The following is a 16826-nucleotide window of genomic DNA, read 5'->3' on the forward strand; positions in this document are numbered from 1 at the left end:
TTAACATGAAAGCGATGCCGCCTCAAGCCGTTTCAGCCACTTTCGCCCTCCGAAAAGGCGACTTTGAGGGTCTTCGCGCCGGCGTGCGGACGCCGGCCCTCGCATCGGCGCAGGCCGACCACCCACAGGATGGTATCGTCCGACAGCAGCAGCGGCAGGGCATCCCGCCTCTCCCGGGGAATCTTGGCGTCGATGAAGAAGTCCTTCAGCTTGCGCCCTCCCGGCGCCCCGGCCGGATGAAACCGGTCTCCCGGCCGCCGGTTCCGCGCCCGCAGCGGAAAGGGCGTCTCGGCCAGGGCGAACTCGGCAACCCCGCCGGTCTCCCCCGCCGGTCCCTCTTCGACCGATACCAGCAGCTCTCCCCCGGTCGGCAGCATATAGCGACCCGGACCGTCGATGAAAACCTCCCAGGATGTGGCAGGTTCCGGCGGCCGGCGCCGGATGAGAATCGCCTGGTAGCGGCGACCGACCCAGAGCGAAGGCAGGTGAATCTCGGCCTGGGGGCGGCCGGACAGCAGGTTGTCGCAGGCGGCGAGGTGAACGGAGGTCAGGTCGGTCTGGCGTCCGGCCACCCGGCGCAGCGCCGCCAGCCAGATTCGCAGCCGCAGGGCTTCATGACAGGATCGCAGGGCAGGCAGCTCGAGACACAGACCCTCTTTTTCCGGCGCGGCGTGCCTGGCCAGCCAGGCCTCCACACGGCGGCGCCAGTCATCCTCGTCGATGGCCGTCCGGGCGGCAAAATCCGCCAGCTTGTCGACCACGTCCGGCTGCAGCTCGGTCAACAGGGGGAGCACCCGGTGCCGCAGCAGGTTGCGCGCCCGGCCCAGATCCCGATTGCTGGCGTCCTCCCGCCAGCTGATGCCTTGGGACCGCAGCAAAGAGCGCAACTGTCGGCGACGAAAACCGAGCAGCGGCCGGATGAAGGGAGGATCGCTCCAGGCCATGCCGCGCAGCCCGGTGGAGCCGCTGCCGCGCAGCAGGCGGAAGAGAACCGTTTCGGCCTGGTCGTCGCGATGGTGGCCGAGGGCAATGAAACGCGCCCCTGTACGGTCGGCAACCTCGCGCAAGAACTCCCGCCGCAACCGCCGGCCGGCAGCCTCCAGGTTCTCTGCCATGCGCTCGGCGACCTCCGCGACATCGACTCGCCGTTGAAAAAAGGGCAGATCGAAACCGGCGGCGAGCTCCGCCACGAAACGGGCGTCGTCGCCGCTCTCCAGGCGCAGACCGTGATCGAGGTGGGCAACCTGCAGCCGCAGTCCGAGCCGGTCAGCGGCTTCGACCAGCAGCGTCAGCAACGCCGTCGAGTCGGCACCGCCGGAACAGGCGACGACAATACCGTCTCCCGGCTCGACGCCGCAGCACCGCTGCAGGCGGTCAAGAAAGGACGGGAGCACCTTTTCCATCACAGAACAGAACAGCCCCCTCCGGCCTGGAGGGGGCTGCGTCGTTTTGGTGGCGGTGCAGAGATTCGAACTCCGGACACTGCGGATATGAGCCGCATGCTCTAACCAACTGAGCTACACCGCCTGAAACTATGGCAAGAGGTCCGCAAACGAACCGTCTCGATGACATGGTTGCGGGGGAGGGATTCGAACCCCCGACCTTCGGGTTATGAGCCCGACGAGCTACCTGACTGCTCCACCCCGCGTCAGGACTTGGAAATTTACCCGCACGATTCGACAAAGTCAAGAGATTTTTCCGCCTTCCTGCCGGCACTACTGACGGCGGACGAGCGGCGAGAATTTCTCCTTGAGTTTCAGCTTCTTCGCCGCCTTTTCCGCCGTCGGCCGATCGCTGTAGGGACCGACGTAAACCCGTTGCCAGATGCCCTTGCCACCGAGATCGACCCGCCGGACGAAAGCGTCATATCCCTTGCCGGCCAGGCGGCGGCTCAGGGCTTCGGCCTGTTTGACGTCCCTGAACGAGGCCACCTGCAGCACATACCCGGACTCGTTCGTCGACGACGTGGCAGCCGGTTCCGCTTGCCGTTCGGGCGCGGCCGGCCGGGCCGGCTGTACAACCGGCTCCGGTTTGCCGGCAGGCGCCGGCTGCGGCGACGGAGCGATGGTCGCCGCCTGCTCCGGTTGCGGTTGCTTCGCCGACGGCTTGGGCAGGTTGATGCCGCTGCCCAGAGGCTGCTCTCCCCGGGGCAGGGTATCGTAGAACGTCAGTTTCTCTTCCACCGGCGCCGCGGCGGACTTTTCTTCGTCATGCTCGACCGCCGGCGGCTCCAGCGGCGCTGGCTTCGCCTCAGGCAGAATCAGGGGCTTGCCGGCGGCAGCGGACCGGGGCGCCGGGCGATGCCCGCTCCGACCGACCATGACCCCAAGGGAAAACGAGACGAGCGCCACCACCAGAACGGCCACGAAAAGGAGCATCGCCTGACGGCGCGCCATGCGGCGCTGGGTTCGCGTCCCCGCTTTTGCAGTCATGCCTCCCCTCCTACATTCTTTCCGGCGCGCTGACTCCCATCAGATGCAGGGCGTTGGCCAGTACGATCCGGACGGCATTGACCAGGTAGAGCCTGGCCCGGCTGGTCGCGATGTCGTCGACCAGAATGCGGCTACGATTGTAGTAGCTGTGAAACTGCGCCGCCAGATCCTGCAGATAGTAGATGACCCGGTGCGGCTCGAGATGGCGCGCCGCCGCGACAAGGACTTCGGGGTACTGCTGCAGCAGCTTGGCCAGCGCCAGTTCATCCTCCTGCTCCAGCCGGTCGAAATCGACCTCTCCGGCCGTCGGCAGGGCGATTCCCGCCTCGGCGGCGTTGCGGTTGACGCTGCAGACCCGGGCATGAGCGTACTGGACGTAATAGACCGGGTTGTCGTTGCTCTGCTGCTTGGCCAGCTCCAGGTCGAAATCGAGCTGGCTGTCCGGCCGGCGGGTCAGAAAAAAGAAACGGCAGGCGTCCCGCCCCACTTCGTCGACCACTTCGCGCAGGGTGACGAACTGCCCCGAACGCTTGCCCATGGCCACCGGTTCGCCGCCGCGCAGCAGGTTGACCATCTGGATCATCAGAATCTGCAACGCCTCGGGATCGCGGCCGAGTCCGGCCAGCATCGCCTTCATGCGCGGCACGTAGCCGTGATGGTCGGCCCCCCAGACATCGATCACCCGCTGGAAACCGCGGTCGAACTTTTCCATGTGATAGGCGACGTCAGAGGCGAAATAGGTCGGCGATCCGTCGGAGCGGATCAGAACCCGGTCCTTGTCGTCGCCATGGTCGGTGGTGCGCAGCCAGAGAGCGCCGTCCCGTTCGAAGGTCAGCCCCTTTTCGGTCAGCTTGGCCAGTTCGGTCTGCACCAGGTTGCGCTCGTAGAGGGACGATTCGCTGTACCAGGTGTCGAAACGGATGCCGAACTCGGCCAGATCGTCCCGGATGCGGTCGAGCAGGAAGCGGACGCCGAAACGGCTGCAGACCTCGACCGCCTCGTCATCGGCCAGCTCGACGACATCCTGTCGCTCCGCGAGCAGGGCGCGGGCGACATCGCGGATGTACTCGCCCCGGTAGCCATCCTCGGGAAAATCGACCTGAAGGCCGGACAGCTCCTTCGCCCGACAGAGGATGGAGCGGCCGAGCAGCGTGACCTGGTTGCCGGCGTCGTTGATGTAATACTCCCGCTCGACCCGGTGGCCTGTCGCTTCCAGCACGCTGGCGACGGCGTCACCGACCACGGCTCCCCGGCCATGACCGATGTGCAGCGGACCCGTCGGATTGGCGCTGACGAACTCCACCTGCACCCGTTCGCCGCCACCGATCCCGCTGCGGCCGTAGGTACTGCCCTGACGATGGATCTCGTCCAGCACCCGGTACCAGCAGCGGCGGCTGAGAAAGAAGTTGACAAATCCCGGCCCGGCGATCTCCACCCGCTCGAGGAAGCCTTCACCGTCGCCCAGCTCGCCGACCAGAATCTCGGCGATCTGCCGCGGCGCCTTCTTCTCGGCGCGGGCCATGAGCATGGCGACATTGGTGGCGAAATCACCGTGCTCCGGGTTGGCCGGAACTTCGATGGTCAGCTGCTCGGGGATCTGGCCGGAGACGAGGCTGCCGCTGTCGAAACAGCGCCGCAGACCGGCGTGAATAAGATTCCTGATTCGTTCTTTCATGGTGTCAGTCTTGCTCGTCGCCGGCCCCGGATTCGTCCGTTCCGGAAGCAGCCGGCGTCTTTTTCAGGGTCAGATCTTCGGTAAAATCCGGGCAGAAGAGGGTTTCGTCCTTGCCCATGGTGAAGCGCTTGACGCAATTGGCGCGCCAGGCGCAAATCAGACAGGCGGCCTGCTTGTTCTTGCTCATGCGCGATTCTCCTCGGCAGGGCAGGGTATGGTAGCCCCGCCCCCGCAGGGTGTCAAGCTTGCGACCGACGCTCAGGGCAGGGGCGCCGGCCCGGAAGCGCTCGTCTTGCCGCGGCTTCCCTTTTCGGCCTGGGGAAACTGGTAGATGATTTCATCCTTGCGCACCATGCCCAGTTTCTGCCTGGCGATGGCTTCGATATAGCGCCAGTCGTTCTTCAGGGCGTCGATCTCCCGCCGCAGCCGGTCGTTCTCGCGCTGCAGCCGCGCAACCTCGACCTGCAGCTGCTGTTTCTGCCGATAGCGCTTGAACATGTGAACGACGCCGTTCTCGCCGAAAAAGGCGAACCCGAGAAAGAGCAGCAGCGGCACCAGCCACCAGGCCGGAAAACGCCACCTCTCTTTTCTGACCTGTTCACCCGCCATCGTCATTCCGCCTCAGTTTCCGCCGCCGAGACTTCCGCCGATGCTGCCGACCCGACCGAGTCCGGCCAGCTCGAAAGTCACCATGAAGGAACGATCGCCTTCACGATCGCGCAAAGTCAGAAAGAGACTCCAGCACTGGCTGCGGTATTCCAGGTCGAGAGCCTTCTCCAGTTCTTCATCGTCGCGCAGATCGTACCGGTGCCGGTAATCGAGATAGACGGGTCGGAACAGATCGAATTCGAGCGTCGCGTCGACGTATTCGACCTGGTTTCTGGCATAGCGGTACTCGGCCTTGATGCCGTTCCCCCGACCGTCCCGGTAGCGCCCCAGCAGGTTGAAGGTGGAAAAACGCTGCCGGCCGGCATCCGGATCGTAACGGAAATCGAGATCGAGCAGGGTGCCGGCATTCGGCCGCAGGATCATCTCGGTCCGCAACGATGAAAAGGGACGCTTTTCGTCGGTCGGATCGAGCAGGGACCGGCGCGACTCCCTGATATCATACTCCTGGGAGAGCCGCAGATAAAGGAATTCGTGGTAGACGGGACTGCCGTCCTCGCCGCTCCACCTGCCGACAAAGCGGTTGACCAGGCCGTAGCTGATCCGGTTGCGAGCATCGATCCGGTCACGGACATCGAATTCGGGCAGCTGCGACTGATCGCGGTTGGGGACGAACTCGTAGCGGATATCCGGTTCGATCGAGTGCCGCAGGCGCTCGACCCGCATGTCGACGGGCTGATAGACGCGGGAGATGCGAGTGGAGACTCGGGTGCTGAAATCGAACAGTCCCTTCTCCTCGTAACCAGGTCCGTCGTTCGACGTCCAGTAGAGACGCTCGGTGTAGCCGATCGTCGGCTGTATCTCGAAGACATCCCACAGGGACCAGTCGGCGGACAGGGCCGGCCGCAGCAGAAGCCGTTCTCCCTTGATTCCTTCCCGCCGCCAGAAATAGGTGGCGGACGACTCCAGCTCCCATGAATAGGCCGTCTGGCCGATACGCTGTCGCAGCACGTCGAGGCGGACCTCGGGCAGCCGCTGCAGGGTCTGATCGTTGTCGCCCTGCAGATCCTTGCTGTAACGCAGCTGTCCGGTCAGGTTGATGCGCCGCCAGCCCTTGCCGAGAGTGAGAGTCGAATCGACCTTGTCCTTGTTGTACTCGCCGGCGACTTCGCCGAAATCCTGCCAGTAGTCACGGCTGCTGACATACTCGCTGTCGGAAGTGAAAATCCAGCCGCCCGGCAATGGCCCGACATGGTCCCACTCGACCGCGTAGCGGTCGCCAGCCCCCCCGGTTCCGCTGACATGATAGTAGCGGGCTTCGCCGGCGTTCTCCTGTCCGAAGATGTAACGGTACTCGATCCCCTTGCCCAGGCCGAGCTCGGAGAGCCAGTCGAGATAGAAGGTGGCGTCCTGGTTGCGGGCGATCGCCCAGTAGAAGGGAACGGAAATCTGGGTGCCGCGCCGCTGCGAATAGCCGAAACTCGACATCAGCAGGCCGGTCTCCCGCTCCCTCTTGACCGGGAAAAGGATGTAGGGAGTGTAGAGTACCGGCAGCCCGCCGAGGTAGAAGAACGCGTGCCGCCCCCGGGCGTAGCCGTCGACGGTCACCTTCAGGTCGCGGGCGGAAAAATGCCAGTCAGGATCAATGCCGTCGCAACTGGTGAAGGTGCCGCGGCGAACGGTATAGGTCTTCTCCCCGATCTTCTCGATCAGGTCGCCGGCAATGTGAAAGTTGTTTTCACGCAGAAAGACGCTGCCGCCGTCGAGACGTCCCAGGCCGGTGCCGAGGTTCATGGCCAGCCTGTCGCCCCGCAAAATGCCCTCCGGCCCCTCCAGCACGACATGTCCCTCGGCCAGAACGTCCTCGGTTTCCGGGTTGACCCGCACCCGGTCGGACAGGAGGCTGACCGGGCCGGAGGTGACACGGACATTCCCCTCGGCGCGGTACCAGCCGGCCTGCTCGTCCTGTTCGAGCCGGTCGGCGGCGATGTCGACCGGTCGGCGCTGGAGTTCTTCGAGCGATGTCTTTCCGTCCCTGACGGCCTGTTTGCCTCGATTGGCGGCCTTCGGCTGCGCGACGGCGGGCACGGCGGCATCCTGCTCCGCCACGGCGACCGGCACACCGTCCACTGGCGACGGTTTCCCCTTTGTCGCCGTTTCGGCAACGGCCTGGCCGGCGAAAGCCAGCAGCAGGCAGAGATGAAGAAGAACGCGAAACTGCATGAAATCAACCCGTCGAAACCTGCCTGGTGCCGGCCGTCGGCACAGCCATCCCGACAACCTGCGGCCGCAACTCCCCCACCAGGTAAAGGGATCCGGCCACCAGCACCCCGACGCCGGCCCCGGCCGCCTTGACCGCCTGGCGCAGGGCATCCCCGGCGCTGGCGCAACAGACGGCCTCCAGACCGAACTTCTGCGCCAGTTGCCGCATCCGCTGCGGCGCGACACAATCCAGGTCCGAGAGCGGCGCGCAGTAGACACCTGCAAGATGCGGCGACAAACGCTCCACCGCATACTGCCAGGCCTTGTCCGCCTTGAAGGCGGCCACCCAGGACCATCCCGGCCTGCCGAGACCGGCCAGATAGTCGGCCAGTGCGTCGATGCCGGCCGGATTGTGGGCGCCGTCGAGCAGCACCGGCGGCCGGGTGTCGAACCATTCGAGACGTCCCGGCCAGGCAAGCTGCGCCAGCCCCTGCCGGACATGAACCGGTTCAATGCCGAAATCGGCGGCGAGGCATTCGGCCGCCGCCAGGGCCAGCCCGATGTTCTGCCGCTGATGCACTCCGGCCAGGGGAAGGCTCAGTCCGGCCAGCTCCCAGAGGCGGCCGGAATAACGGCAGCGCCCCTCCGGCTCCGGCAGCATCCGCCAGTCACGATCGGCCGTCAGCAGGGGTGAGCCGAGCTCGCCTGCCCGGCGCTTCAGAACCTCTTCGGCCTCCGGCGGTTGGACCGCCGTCAGGACCGGCACACACGGCTTGATGATGCCGGCCTTCTCGGCGGCGATCGCCGTCAGTCCGGAGCCCAGGTGTTCCTGGTGATCAAGGCCGATCGGAGTGATCAGGCAGAGCCGGGGGCAGACCGCGTTGGTGGCGTCGAGCCGGCCGCCCATGCCGGTTTCGAGAATGGCCAGCTCGATCCGGCGCCGCCGGAAGTATTCCAGCGCCAGCACGGTGGTGAACTCGAAGAAAGTGGCCGGGATGCCGGCAAACTTCCTGCGCAGCTCATCGGTCAGGCCAGCGACCTCCGCTTCACCGATCGGCCGACCGTCGATCCGGATCCGCTCGGTAAAGGAATGCAGATGCGGTGAGGTGTACAGACCGGTGCGGACGCCGGCAGCCGTGGTCACGGCTGCCAGGGCGGCGGCCGTCGAGCCCTTGCCGTTGGTTCCGGCCAGATGGACGATGGGGAAAGCCTCGTCCGGATATCCGAGCCGGCCCAGCATCCGGCGGACGTTGTCCAGCCCCAGCTTGATCCCGAACCGCTGCAGGCCGTACAGGTAGTCGAGGCTCCGCCGGTAGTCCAAGGGTCAGCCCTTGGTGAAGATGCGCAGAATCTGCGCCAGCCTGGCTTTCATTTCCTGACGCGGCACGATCATGTCGATCATGCCGTGCTCCAGCAGGTATTCCGAACGCTGGAAACCGTCGGGCAGCTGCTGGCGGATGGTCTGTTCGATGACCCGGGGGCCGGCGAAGCCGATCAGCGCCTTCGGTTCGGCCATGTTGATGTCGCCGAGCATGGCGAAACTGGCCGTCACGCCACCGGTCGTCGGGTCGGTCAGCACCGAGATGAAGGGAATGCCGGCCTGTTTGAGCTTCGCCAGGGCGGCACTGGTCTTGGCCATCTGCATCAGCGACAGAATGCTCTCCTGCATGCGGGCGCCGCCGGAAGAGGAGAAGACAATGACCGGCTTCTTCTCGGCAAGTCCGCGTTCGATGGCCCGGGTGATCTTCTCGCCAACCACCGACCCCATGCTGCCGCCCATGAAGCCGAAATCGAAGACACCGACCACCACCGGCAGCCCTTCGATGGTGCCGGTGCCGCAGATGACGGCATCGCCGCCGCCGGACTTGGCGACTGCGGCCTTGATGCGGTCCTTGTACTTTTTCGAGTCTTTGAAGTTGAGAAAGTCGACCGACTCCATGCCGGCGTCCATCTCCTCGAAGGAACCGGCGTCGAGTACCAGGTCGATGCGCGCCCGGGCGGAGATGCGGAAGTGGTAGCCGCACTTGGGGCAAACGTTCAGATTCCGCTCGATTTCCCGGGTATAGACAATTTCGTTGCAGTTCTTGCACTTGGTCCAGATCCCCTCCGGCATCTGCACCTTTTTCTTTTCCACCTCTTTGGTCAGAGGTTTCTTTTTTCTCTTGAACCAGGACATGGGTTCACCTCACGGCTCGGGCCCGGTCGGCGATCTCGAAGATCTCGCCGCCCTCAAGCAAGCTGATCCGATCGTCGCCGAGCTCCTTGAGTTCAGATTCAACCTCCCCGAGAAACTGGGGTTTGACATGAAAGACCAGAACCGGAACGTCGGGCCGGTCGAGCTTGGACAGTTCCGTCGCCAGCATGGCCGGCGTCAGATGACCGCTCGCCTCCGCCAGGCCACGCAGCCGGTCGGGGAAAGAGGTCTCGACAAAGGCGAGTTTCAGTTCGGGACATTCGCGCCCCAGCCGCCAGACCGCGTCGGTGGTTGCGGTGTCCCCTGAAAAGAGCATGGCCGCTCCATCGGCGCGCAGCAGATAGCCGGCAGTCGGAACCGGATGCCGGGTCCAGCGCCATTCGACCTCGATGCCGGCGACCCGCGTCCGTCCCTCGTCCGGCAGGGGGCAGAAACGCAGAACGGGACGATCCGGTTGCGGTATGCGGGTAAAATCGGGCCAGACTTCGTCGTTGAAGAGGTTCCGGTGCAGGCTGTCGAGAACCGCGGCCGGCGCCCAGATGCGAAGCGGGTGCGTTCTGCGCGTCAGTACGTTGTCGACCAGAAAGGCCAAGTCGACCATGTGGTCCAGATGGGCGTGGGTCAGCAGCACATCGTCGATGGTCGCCTGCTCCTCGAGATCGAGGATGGCGGTCACTGTGCCGGCATCAACCAGCAGCCGGTCGTCGATCAGCAGGCTGCTGGTATGGAACCCCGGCAGGCGGGATCCATAACTGCCCAGGACCTTGATCTTCATCCGTCTCTCTTTCGACGCGCCTCAGACGCCGTCGATCCCTTCCCGCAGGGCCCTGACGAAAGCGGCGACCTTCTCCGCCAAGTCAGGCGAAGCACCGTGTTCACCGATGATTTTCACCAGGGCGCTGCCGACCACCACGCCGTCGGCGAAGCGGGCGACAGCGGCGGCATCGCCGGGGCTGGTGATCCCGAAGCCGACCGCCACCGGCACGCGGCTGAAACCGCGAATCTCCTCGACCTCGACGGCAATGGCCGTCGGATCGATCTGGCGGCTGCCGGTAACCCCGGTCATGGAGACATAGTAGAGGTAGCCTTCGGCTCCTGCTGCCAGCTGCCGCCGCCGCTCCGCCGGCGTCGTCGGCGCCAGCAGGGTCACCAGATCGATCTGCCGCTGCTGCAGATACGGCTGGAGTTCCCCGGCCTCCTCGGGCGGCAGGTCGACCAGCAGCAGGCCGTCGACACCGGCCTCGGCGGCCCTTTCGGCGAAACGTTCGGGGCCGAAGCGCAACACCGGATTGTAGTAGCCCATCAGCACGATGGGGGTGTTGGTGTGCTGCCGCACCCGTTCCACGGTCTGCAGGACTCCGGCCAGGGTCGTCCCCGATTCCAGGGCCCGCAGGGAAGCTTCCTGGATGGTCGGCCCGTCCGCCATGGGATCGGAAAAGGGGATCCCAAGTTCGATGACATCGGCGCCCTCTTCCACCAGCAGGTGCAACAGCCGCTCGGTGGTGTCCAGGTCAGGATCACCGGCGGTGAGAAAAGGGATCAGCGCCTTGCGCCCTTCCCTTTTCAGCCTGGCAAATGTCTCCGCGATACGACTCATCTCTGCCCGATCTCGATCAAATTCCGTCAGTCTATAAGATGGGACCCGCCTTTTCAACCATTATCCCCGGCCAGCTCCCTGACCGTCTGCAGCAGCTCACAGAACATGGTCTCGGTCAGCCTGCCGGTCTGGATGTTGTAGCGGCTGGTGTGATAGCTGCCGACCAGAACCGGCGCGGCCGCGAAGCGGTAGACCACGCCGTGGCCGAAGGGATAATCAGCCAGACGCTGCAGATGCCCCTGCTGACGGTAGAGGCGCAGCAGGCTGCGAAAGGCATCTCCCCCGAGGGCGAGAATCACCCGCAGATTCTTCAGGGCGGCAATCTCCTGCGCAAGAAAGGGACGACAGGCGGTGAACTCGTCCGCCTTCGGCTTGTTCTCCGGCGGCAGGCACTTGACGACGTTGGTCAGGTAGAGATCAACCAGCCGCAGGCCGTCATCGCGAGAGACCGCGTCGGGCCGGTTGCTGAAGCCGGCCTGGAAAAGAAGCGGATACATGAAGTCGCCAGCACCGTCGCCGGTGAAGGGGCGTCCGCTGCGATTGGCGCCATGGGCGCCGGGAGCCAGGCCGACCAGGCAGATCCGGGCTTCGGGATCGCCGAAGCCGGGCACGGGACGCGACCAGTAATCGGACCGGCGGTAGCCGGCTTTCGGCTTCAGCTCCACCATACCCCGCACCAGCCGGTCGCAGCGACGGCAATCGAGCAGCCCCGGCAGCTCAGCACCCAGCATTGCGCGCTCTCCTCCGAGGATCAAGCATCGGATTTGCGTTCCCTGGCACCGCCGCGCCGCCGGCGGCGCGGCCGGCGCTTCTTCTCGCCACCGCCGGTCGCGGGCTTCGGCGTCCTCTTTCGCGAAGCCGGGCGCCGGTAGTCCCAGACAAAATCGTCATCAAGCGGAAAACAGCTGGGAATCTTCTGCCCGAGATAGCTCTCGATATCCTCCAGGTGAAAGACCAGGTCCTCGTCGGCCAGGCTGATCGCCTTGCCGACGGCGCCGGCGCGGGCGGTGCGGCCGATCCGGTGCACGTAATCCTCGGGATCCTGCGGCAGATCGTAATTGATGACGTGCGTCACCCCTTCGATGTGGATGCCGCGGGAGGCGACATCGGTCGCCACCAGGAAATTGAGCCTGCCCGCCTTGAATTCGTCGAGAATCCGCATCCGCTTGCGCTGCGGGATGTCGCCGGAGATAACCGCCGCCTTGAACTCGTTGGCCTTCAGCCGCTCGACCAGGTGTTCGGCCTCTTTCTTGGTGTTGACGAAGACGAGCACCCGTTCCATTCCCGGATCCTTGCGCAAAAGCCCCATCAGAAGCGGAAATTTTTCCCGCCGGCTGACATGGTAGAGCACCTGCTCCACCCTCTCGGCCGTCACCTGTTCGGGAGCGATGCGCACCTTTTCGGCAATGTCCATGAACTCGTAGGCCAGCTCCATGACCCGCTGGTTGAGGGTGGCCGAAAAGAGCATGGTCTGCCGCTTGTCGAAGGGCGGCAGCTTGCGCAACAGGTAGCGCAGGTCGCGGATGAAGCCCATATCGAACATGCGGTCGGCCTCATCGATGACCACCGCCTCGATCTTCTTCAGGGAGAAGACCCGCTGCTTGTAGTAGTCAATCAGCCGGCCCGGCGTGGCGACGATGATGTCGACACCGGAACGCAGGGCACTGCGCTGTTTTTCGTAGTCGACGCCGCCGAAGATCGGCTGAACCCTGAGGTCGCAGCCGCTGCCGAGCACCTCGGCATCGGCACAGATCTGTACCACCAGCTCGCGCGTCGGCGCCATGATCAGCGCCCGCGGATCGGGGGAAGCCGGCCGGCGGTTGCGCAGCAGGCGGGTAAACAGCGAAATGAGAAAGGCGGCGGTCTTGCCGGTACCGGTCTGCGCCTGGGCGGCGACGTCCTTGCCCTGCAAAGCCAGGGGGATGGATTCTTCCTGCACCGGGGTCAATTCCTTGAACCCCGCCTTTTCAATCCCTTGCAGAACCTCTTTCGGCAGGTCAAGTTCGGTGAATTTCATCATTTTCTTTCCGCTCGGCGCGCCGTCGCCGGAAGGCGGCAGCGGCAAGCCAGGCCGCGCCGGCATACTGCCGGCGCGGCCTGATTCTAGAGTTCGGCGTTCATCGCTTCGGCGACGGTATGGATGTCCTTGTCCCCCCGGCCGGACAGGCAGACGACGATGACCTGGTCCTTCTTCATCGTCGGCGCGCGCCGGATCACTTCGGCGATGGCGTGGGCGCTCTCGAGCGCCGGGATAATCCCCTCCAGCCGGGTCAGCAGATTGAAGGCTTCGAGCGCCTCGTCGTCGCTGGCGGCGACGTACTCGGCCCGCCCCAGGTCACTGAGCAGGGCATGTTCCGGTCCGACCCCCGGATAGTCGAGACCGGCGGAAATGGAATGGGCGTGTTCGATCTGCCCGTCTTCGTCCTGCAGCAGATAGGTCTTGTTGCCGTGCAGCACCCCGACCCGACCGGCGCCGATGGAAGCGGCGTGGCGGCCGGTCTCGACGCCCAGCCCCGCCGCCTCGACCCCGACCAGCTGCACCTGTTCGTCGTCGATGAAGGGATAAAAGAGCCCCATGGCGTTGGAGCCGCCGCCGACGCAGGCGATGGCCACGTCCGGCAGTCGTCCCTCGGCCTCCAGGATCTGCCGGCGGGTCTCGCGACCGATGACCGACTGGAAATCCCGCACCATCTCCGGGTAAGGGTGCGGTCCGGCGACCGTTCCGATGACGTAGAAGGTGTCGCGCACATGGGTGACCCAGTGGCGCAGGGCATCGTTCATGGCGTCCTTCAGGGTCGCTGTGCCGCTGACAACCTCGTGCACGCTGGCACCGAGCAGTTTCATGCGGAAGACGTTCAGCGCCTGCCGGCGGATATCCTCGGCCCCCATGAAGACCTGGCATTCCATGCCGAACAGGGCAGCCACGGTGGCGGTGGCGACGCCGTGCTGGCCGGCGCCGGTCTCGGCGATCACCCGGGTCTTGCCCATGCGCCGGGCGAGCAGCGCCTGGCCGATGGTGTTGTTGATCTTGTGGGCGCCGGTGTGGTTGAGATCCTCGCGCTTGAGAAAGACCTTGGCGCCACCGAGATGCTCGCTCAGCCTCCGGGCGAAATAGAGGGGACTGGGGCGACCGACGTAGTGACGGAAGTAGTAGTCGAGCTCCCGCTGGAAGGAAGAGTCGGCCCTGGCCTTGCGATAGGCGGCCTCCAGTTCCTGCAGCGCCGGCATCAGGGTTTCGGCGACATAGCGGCCGCCGAAAGGTCCGAAATGTCCATTCTGGTCGGGATAATGGTAACTCAACAGTTCACTCCCCCGCCCACCCCATCCTCGGCGGGCGCATTCTTCCTGGCATTGGCGATGAAGGCGGCGACCTTCGCCGGATCCTTGATTCCCGGCGAGGACTCGACGCCGCTGGAGACATCGACGGCAAAGGGGGCGACCCGGCGCACCGCCTCGGCCACATTGTCCGGGTTCAGGCCACCGGCGAGAATCAGCGGCCGGCGGCGGGCCAGACCGGCGGCCAGCTCCCAATCGAAGGTTTTGCCGGTGCCGCCGTAACTCTCCGGGCACCAGGCGTCGAGCAGAAGGCCGTCGACCCGGTAGTCGTCAACCCGCTGCAGGCTCTGCCGGTCCCGTACCCGCAGAGCCTTGATGACCTTCAGCCCTGGCAGCCGACAGTCTTCGGGGGACTCGTCTCCATGCAACTGTACCAGGTCGAGACGGCAGGCGGCGGCCGTGCGCCGGATCGTCTCGGCATCGGCATTGACGAACAGGCCGACCAGGCTGACAAAGGGCGGCAGCCCCTCGACCAGCCGGCAGGCCGCCTCCAGTTCAACGTAGCGCGGACTGCCGGGGTAGAAAACCAGCCCCAGGGCATCAGCGCCACAGGCGATGGCGTGTTCGGCGTCCTGCCGCCGGGTGATGCCGCAAATCTTGACCCGGACGTTCACTCAGTCTCCCAGCTCAACCTTCGGCAGCCTGCAGAGGGACTCTCTGATCGCCTCGGCCGGATAGGCATAGTCCTCCAGCTCGCCGGCGAAATAGGCATCGTAGGCCGCCATGTCGACATGGCCATGACCGGAGAGGTTGAAGAGGATGGTCCGCTCGACCCCTTCTTCCTTGGCCTGCAGGGCCTCCTCCACCGCCGCCTTGATGGCGTGGGAGGCCTCGGGCGCCGGGATGATCCCCTCGGCGCGGGAGAAGAGGACCGCCGCCTCGAAGCAGCCGGTCTGGCCGAAGGCCCGCGCCTCGATCAGGCCGGCGTCGAGCAGCTGCGAGACCAGCGGCGCCGCACCATGATAGCGCAGGCCGCCGGCATGAATGCCGGGCGGCATGAAATCGTGTCCCAGGGTGTACATCTTGGCGATAGGCGCCATCTTGGCGGTATCGCCGTAATCGAACTCGTAAACCCCCTTGGTCAAGGTCGGACAGGACTGGGGTTCGGCGGCAACGATCCGCACCTCCTTGCCGGCCGCCTTGTCCGCCAGGAAGGGGAAGGAGATGCCGGCGAAATTGGAACCGCCGCCGTGACAGCCGATAACCACGTCCGGATAGTCGCCAGCGATGGCCATCTGCTCCTTGGCCTCCAGACCGATGACCGTCTGATGCAGGCAGACGTGATTGAGCACGCTGCCCAGCGAATAGCGGGTATCCTCGTGGGTGGCCGCATCCTCGACCGCCTCGCTGATGGCGATACCGAGCGAACCGTTGCTGTCGGGATCCTGCTCGAGAATCGCCCGGCCGGCGTTGGTCCGGTCAGAAGGCGAAGCCAGCACCTCGGCCCCCCACAGCTGCATCATCGACTTGCGGTAGGGCTTCTGGTTGAAGGAGACCTTGACCATGTAGACGGTACATTCCAGACCGAACATCTGGCAGGCCATGGCGATGGAAGAACCCCACTGCCCGGCGCCGGTCTCGCTGGCGATGCGCCGGGTGCCGGCCAGCTTGTTGTAGAAGGCCTGCGGTACGGCGGTGTTCGGCTTGTGACTGCCGGCCGGCGATACCCCTTCGTACTTGTAGTAGATTTTCGCCGGCGTTCCCAGCGCCTTTTCCAGCCGGCGGGCGCGGAACATCGGCGTCGGCCGCCAGAGCCGGTAGATTTCGCGCACTTCCTCCGGAATCGGAATCCAGCGCTCGGTCGAAACCTCCTGCTCGATCAGCCCCATGGGGAAGAGCGGCAGCAGGTCGTCGGGCGTCACCGGCTTGCCGGTCGCCGGATGCATGACCGGAGCCGGCGGGCCCGGCAGGTCGGGGATTATATTGTACCAGGATGCGGGAATGCGGTCCTCGGACAGGATAATCTTGCTCTGATCAGACATGGGTTCCTCCATTCGTTCCCAGTAGTTCGTAAAGCTTGACCGCCGGATCAGCCTCGCGCATCAGGCTTTCGCCAACAAGAAAGGCCCTGGCCCCGGCTCTCAGCAGGCGTTCGATATCGTCCCGGCAGTGAAGGCCGCTTTCGGCGACCGGCAGGCAGTCTCGCGGCAGCAGCGGCAGCAGCCGCTCGCTCACCGCCAGGTCAGTGTGAAAAGTCTTCAGGTCGCGGTTGTTGATGCCGATCATCGGCACCGCGGCGCCAGCGCTCTTCGCCAGTTCGGCCTCGTCGTGCACCTCGAGCAGCACATCGAGTTCGAGCTCCGCCGCCTCGGCAGCGAAATCCTCGAGCTGGGCCGGTTCGAGGGCCGCCGCGATCAGCAGCACGGCGTCGGCGCCAGCCGCCCGGCTCTGATAGAGCTGATAGCGGTCGATGATGAAATCCTTGCGCAGCAGAGGCAGAGCGACCTGCCGGCGGATCTGCTCCAGATAAGCCAGCTCACCATGGAAGAAATCCCGGTCGGTAAGCACCGACAGGCAGGCGGCACCGCCCCGCTCATAGGCGGCGGCGATGGCGAGCGGATCGAAATCCTCGCGGATCACCCCCTTGGAGGGCGACCCTTTCTTCACCTCGGCAATGATGGCAGTTCCGGTTTCGGCCCGCACCGACAGGGCGGCGGCGAAACCGCGCACCGGTTCGGCGTCGCGGCAACGGGATCGCTGCTCCCGCAGGTCGCTTTGGCCACGGGCGGAAGCGACTTCCTCCCTTTTCCGTTCGATGATTCTGTCGAGTATGGTCATGCGCTC

16 protein-coding genes and 2 tRNA genes are annotated in these 16826 nt (G+C 65.1%); all 18 read right to left on the reverse strand.

The annotated features are described in order from the left end of the window. Positions 1 to 32: 32 nt before the first annotated feature. The 18 genes from tilS to trpC all read right to left on the reverse strand — a co-directional run bounded on the left by tilS (position 33) and on the right by trpC (position 16820). Entirely contained in the window at positions 33 to 1403 is a 1371-nt protein-coding gene (tilS, locus tag EDC39_RS14245; RefSeq protein ID WP_148897069.1) for a tRNA lysidine(34) synthetase TilS, read from the reverse strand. Positions 1404 to 1450: 47 nt separating this feature from the next. Beyond that, positions 1451 to 1527, reverse strand: a tRNA-Met gene (locus tag EDC39_RS14250). A gap of 44 nt (positions 1528 to 1571) precedes the next feature. After that, a tRNA-Met gene (locus EDC39_RS14255) sits at positions 1572 to 1648 on the reverse strand. A 67-nt stretch (positions 1649 to 1715) separates the two neighbouring features. After that, on the reverse strand, positions 1716 to 2432 hold the full coding sequence (locus EDC39_RS14260; RefSeq protein WP_148897070.1) for an SPOR domain-containing protein: 717 nt from the start codon (positions 2430 to 2432) through the stop codon (positions 1716 to 1718). Between the two features lie 10 nt (positions 2433 to 2442). Next, complete coding sequence (gene argS, locus EDC39_RS14265) at positions 2443 to 4107, reverse strand: arginine--tRNA ligase (RefSeq protein WP_148897071.1); 1665 nt, start codon at positions 4105 to 4107, stop codon at positions 2443 to 2445. 4 nt (positions 4108 to 4111) lie between these two features. Beyond that, positions 4112 to 4294 (reverse strand): hypothetical protein, encoded by a 183-nt coding sequence (locus EDC39_RS14270; RefSeq protein ID WP_148897072.1) that lies wholly within the window; start codon positions 4292 to 4294, stop codon positions 4112 to 4114. A gap of 71 nt (positions 4295 to 4365) precedes the next feature. Then, positions 4366 to 4716 (reverse strand): FtsB family cell division protein, encoded by a 351-nt coding sequence (locus EDC39_RS14275; protein ID WP_187426823.1) that lies wholly within the window; start codon positions 4714 to 4716, stop codon positions 4366 to 4368. A gap of 12 nt (positions 4717 to 4728) precedes the next feature. Further along, a complete protein-coding gene (locus tag EDC39_RS14280) occupies positions 4729 to 6936 on the reverse strand; it encodes an LPS-assembly protein LptD (RefSeq protein ID WP_148897074.1) in 2208 nt (735 codons plus the stop codon). A 4-nt stretch (positions 6937 to 6940) separates the two neighbouring features. Next, on the reverse strand, positions 6941 to 8236 hold the full coding sequence (locus EDC39_RS14285) for a bifunctional folylpolyglutamate synthase/dihydrofolate synthase (protein ID WP_148897075.1): 1296 nt from the start codon (positions 8234 to 8236) through the stop codon (positions 6941 to 6943). Positions 8237 to 8239: 3 nt separating this feature from the next. Next, positions 8240 to 9091, reverse strand: a complete 852-nt coding sequence (gene accD, locus EDC39_RS14290; RefSeq protein ID WP_148897076.1) for an acetyl-CoA carboxylase, carboxyltransferase subunit beta — start codon at positions 9089 to 9091, stop codon at positions 8240 to 8242. A 4-nt stretch (positions 9092 to 9095) separates the two neighbouring features. Continuing rightward, the gene (locus EDC39_RS14295; protein ID WP_148897077.1) at positions 9096 to 9884 is read right to left on the reverse strand and encodes a 3',5'-cyclic-nucleotide phosphodiesterase; all 789 of its coding nucleotides are present in this window, start codon (positions 9882 to 9884) and stop codon (positions 9096 to 9098) included. 21 nt (positions 9885 to 9905) lie between these two features. Next, a complete protein-coding gene (gene trpA / locus EDC39_RS14300; RefSeq protein WP_148897078.1) occupies positions 9906 to 10706 on the reverse strand; it encodes a tryptophan synthase subunit alpha in 801 nt (266 codons plus the stop codon). A gap of 53 nt (positions 10707 to 10759) precedes the next feature. Continuing rightward, positions 10760 to 11437: a uracil-DNA glycosylase gene (locus EDC39_RS14305; protein WP_148897079.1), complete on the reverse strand. Its 678-nt coding sequence runs from the start codon at positions 11435 to 11437 to the stop codon at positions 10760 to 10762. Positions 11438 to 11457: 20 nt separating this feature from the next. Then, on the reverse strand, positions 11458 to 12723 hold the full coding sequence (locus EDC39_RS14310) for a DEAD/DEAH box helicase (protein ID WP_148897080.1): 1266 nt from the start codon (positions 12721 to 12723) through the stop codon (positions 11458 to 11460). An 86-nt stretch (positions 12724 to 12809) separates the two neighbouring features. Further along, positions 12810 to 14006 carry a tryptophan synthase subunit beta gene (gene trpB, locus EDC39_RS14315; protein WP_148897081.1) on the reverse strand — a complete coding sequence of 399 codons (1197 nt, stop codon included), beginning with the start codon at positions 14004 to 14006 and terminating at the stop codon, positions 12810 to 12812. Continuing rightward, on the reverse strand, positions 14003 to 14656 hold the full coding sequence (locus EDC39_RS14320; RefSeq protein ID WP_148897082.1) for a phosphoribosylanthranilate isomerase: 654 nt from the start codon (positions 14654 to 14656) through the stop codon (positions 14003 to 14005). Before EDC39_RS14320 ends, trpB begins: the two co-directional genes overlap by 4 nt. Further along, a complete protein-coding gene (locus tag EDC39_RS14325; RefSeq protein ID WP_148897083.1) occupies positions 14657 to 16024 on the reverse strand; it encodes a TrpB-like pyridoxal phosphate-dependent enzyme in 1368 nt (455 codons plus the stop codon). Continuing rightward, positions 16017 to 16820, reverse strand: coding sequence for an indole-3-glycerol phosphate synthase TrpC (gene trpC / locus EDC39_RS14330; RefSeq protein WP_148897084.1), 804 nt, complete (start codon positions 16818 to 16820; stop codon positions 16017 to 16019). Before trpC ends, EDC39_RS14325 begins: the two co-directional genes overlap by 8 nt. Between the last annotated feature and the right edge of the window lie 6 nt (positions 16821 to 16826).

Origin of the sequence: Geothermobacter ehrlichii (assembly GCF_008124615.1) — a bacterium.
Taxonomy (GTDB): Bacteria; Desulfobacterota; Desulfuromonadia; order Desulfuromonadales; family Geothermobacteraceae; genus Geothermobacter; species Geothermobacter ehrlichii.

Coding starts and splice junctions, on each gene's coding strand:
- EDC39_RS14275 (WP_187426823.1), bottom strand. CDS start 4,716: ATGGCGGGTGAACAGGTCAGAAAAGAGAGGTGGCGTTTTCCGGCCTGG.
- accD (WP_148897076.1), bottom strand. CDS start 9,091: ATGTCCTGGTTCAAGAGAAAAAAGAAACCTCTGACCAAAGAGGTGGAA.
- EDC39_RS14325 (WP_148897083.1), bottom strand. CDS start 16,024: ATGTCTGATCAGAGCAAGATTATCCTGTCCGAGGACCGCATTCCCGCA.
- EDC39_RS14280 (WP_148897074.1), bottom strand. CDS start 6,936: ATGCAGTTTCGCGTTCTTCTTCATCTCTGCCTGCTGCTGGCTTTCGCC.
- trpC (WP_148897084.1), bottom strand. CDS start 16,820: ATGACCATACTCGACAGAATCATCGAACGGAAAAGGGAGGAAGTCGCT.
- tilS (WP_148897069.1), bottom strand. CDS start 1,403: ATGGAAAAGGTGCTCCCGTCCTTTCTTGACCGCCTGCAGCGGTGCTGC.
- EDC39_RS14295 (WP_148897077.1), bottom strand. CDS start 9,884: ATGAAGATCAAGGTCCTGGGCAGTTATGGATCCCGCCTGCCGGGGTTC.
- EDC39_RS14260 (WP_148897070.1), bottom strand. CDS start 2,432: ATGACTGCAAAAGCGGGGACGCGAACCCAGCGCCGCATGGCGCGCCGT.
- trpA (WP_148897078.1), bottom strand. CDS start 10,706: ATGAGTCGTATCGCGGAGACATTTGCCAGGCTGAAAAGGGAAGGGCGC.
- argS (WP_148897071.1), bottom strand. CDS start 4,107: ATGAAAGAACGAATCAGGAATCTTATTCACGCCGGTCTGCGGCGCTGT.
- EDC39_RS14310 (WP_148897080.1), bottom strand. CDS start 12,723: ATGAAATTCACCGAACTTGACCTGCCGAAAGAGGTTCTGCAAGGGATT.
- EDC39_RS14305 (WP_148897079.1), bottom strand. CDS start 11,437: ATGCTGGGTGCTGAGCTGCCGGGGCTGCTCGATTGCCGTCGCTGCGAC.
- EDC39_RS14270 (WP_148897072.1), bottom strand. CDS start 4,294: ATGAGCAAGAACAAGCAGGCCGCCTGTCTGATTTGCGCCTGGCGCGCC.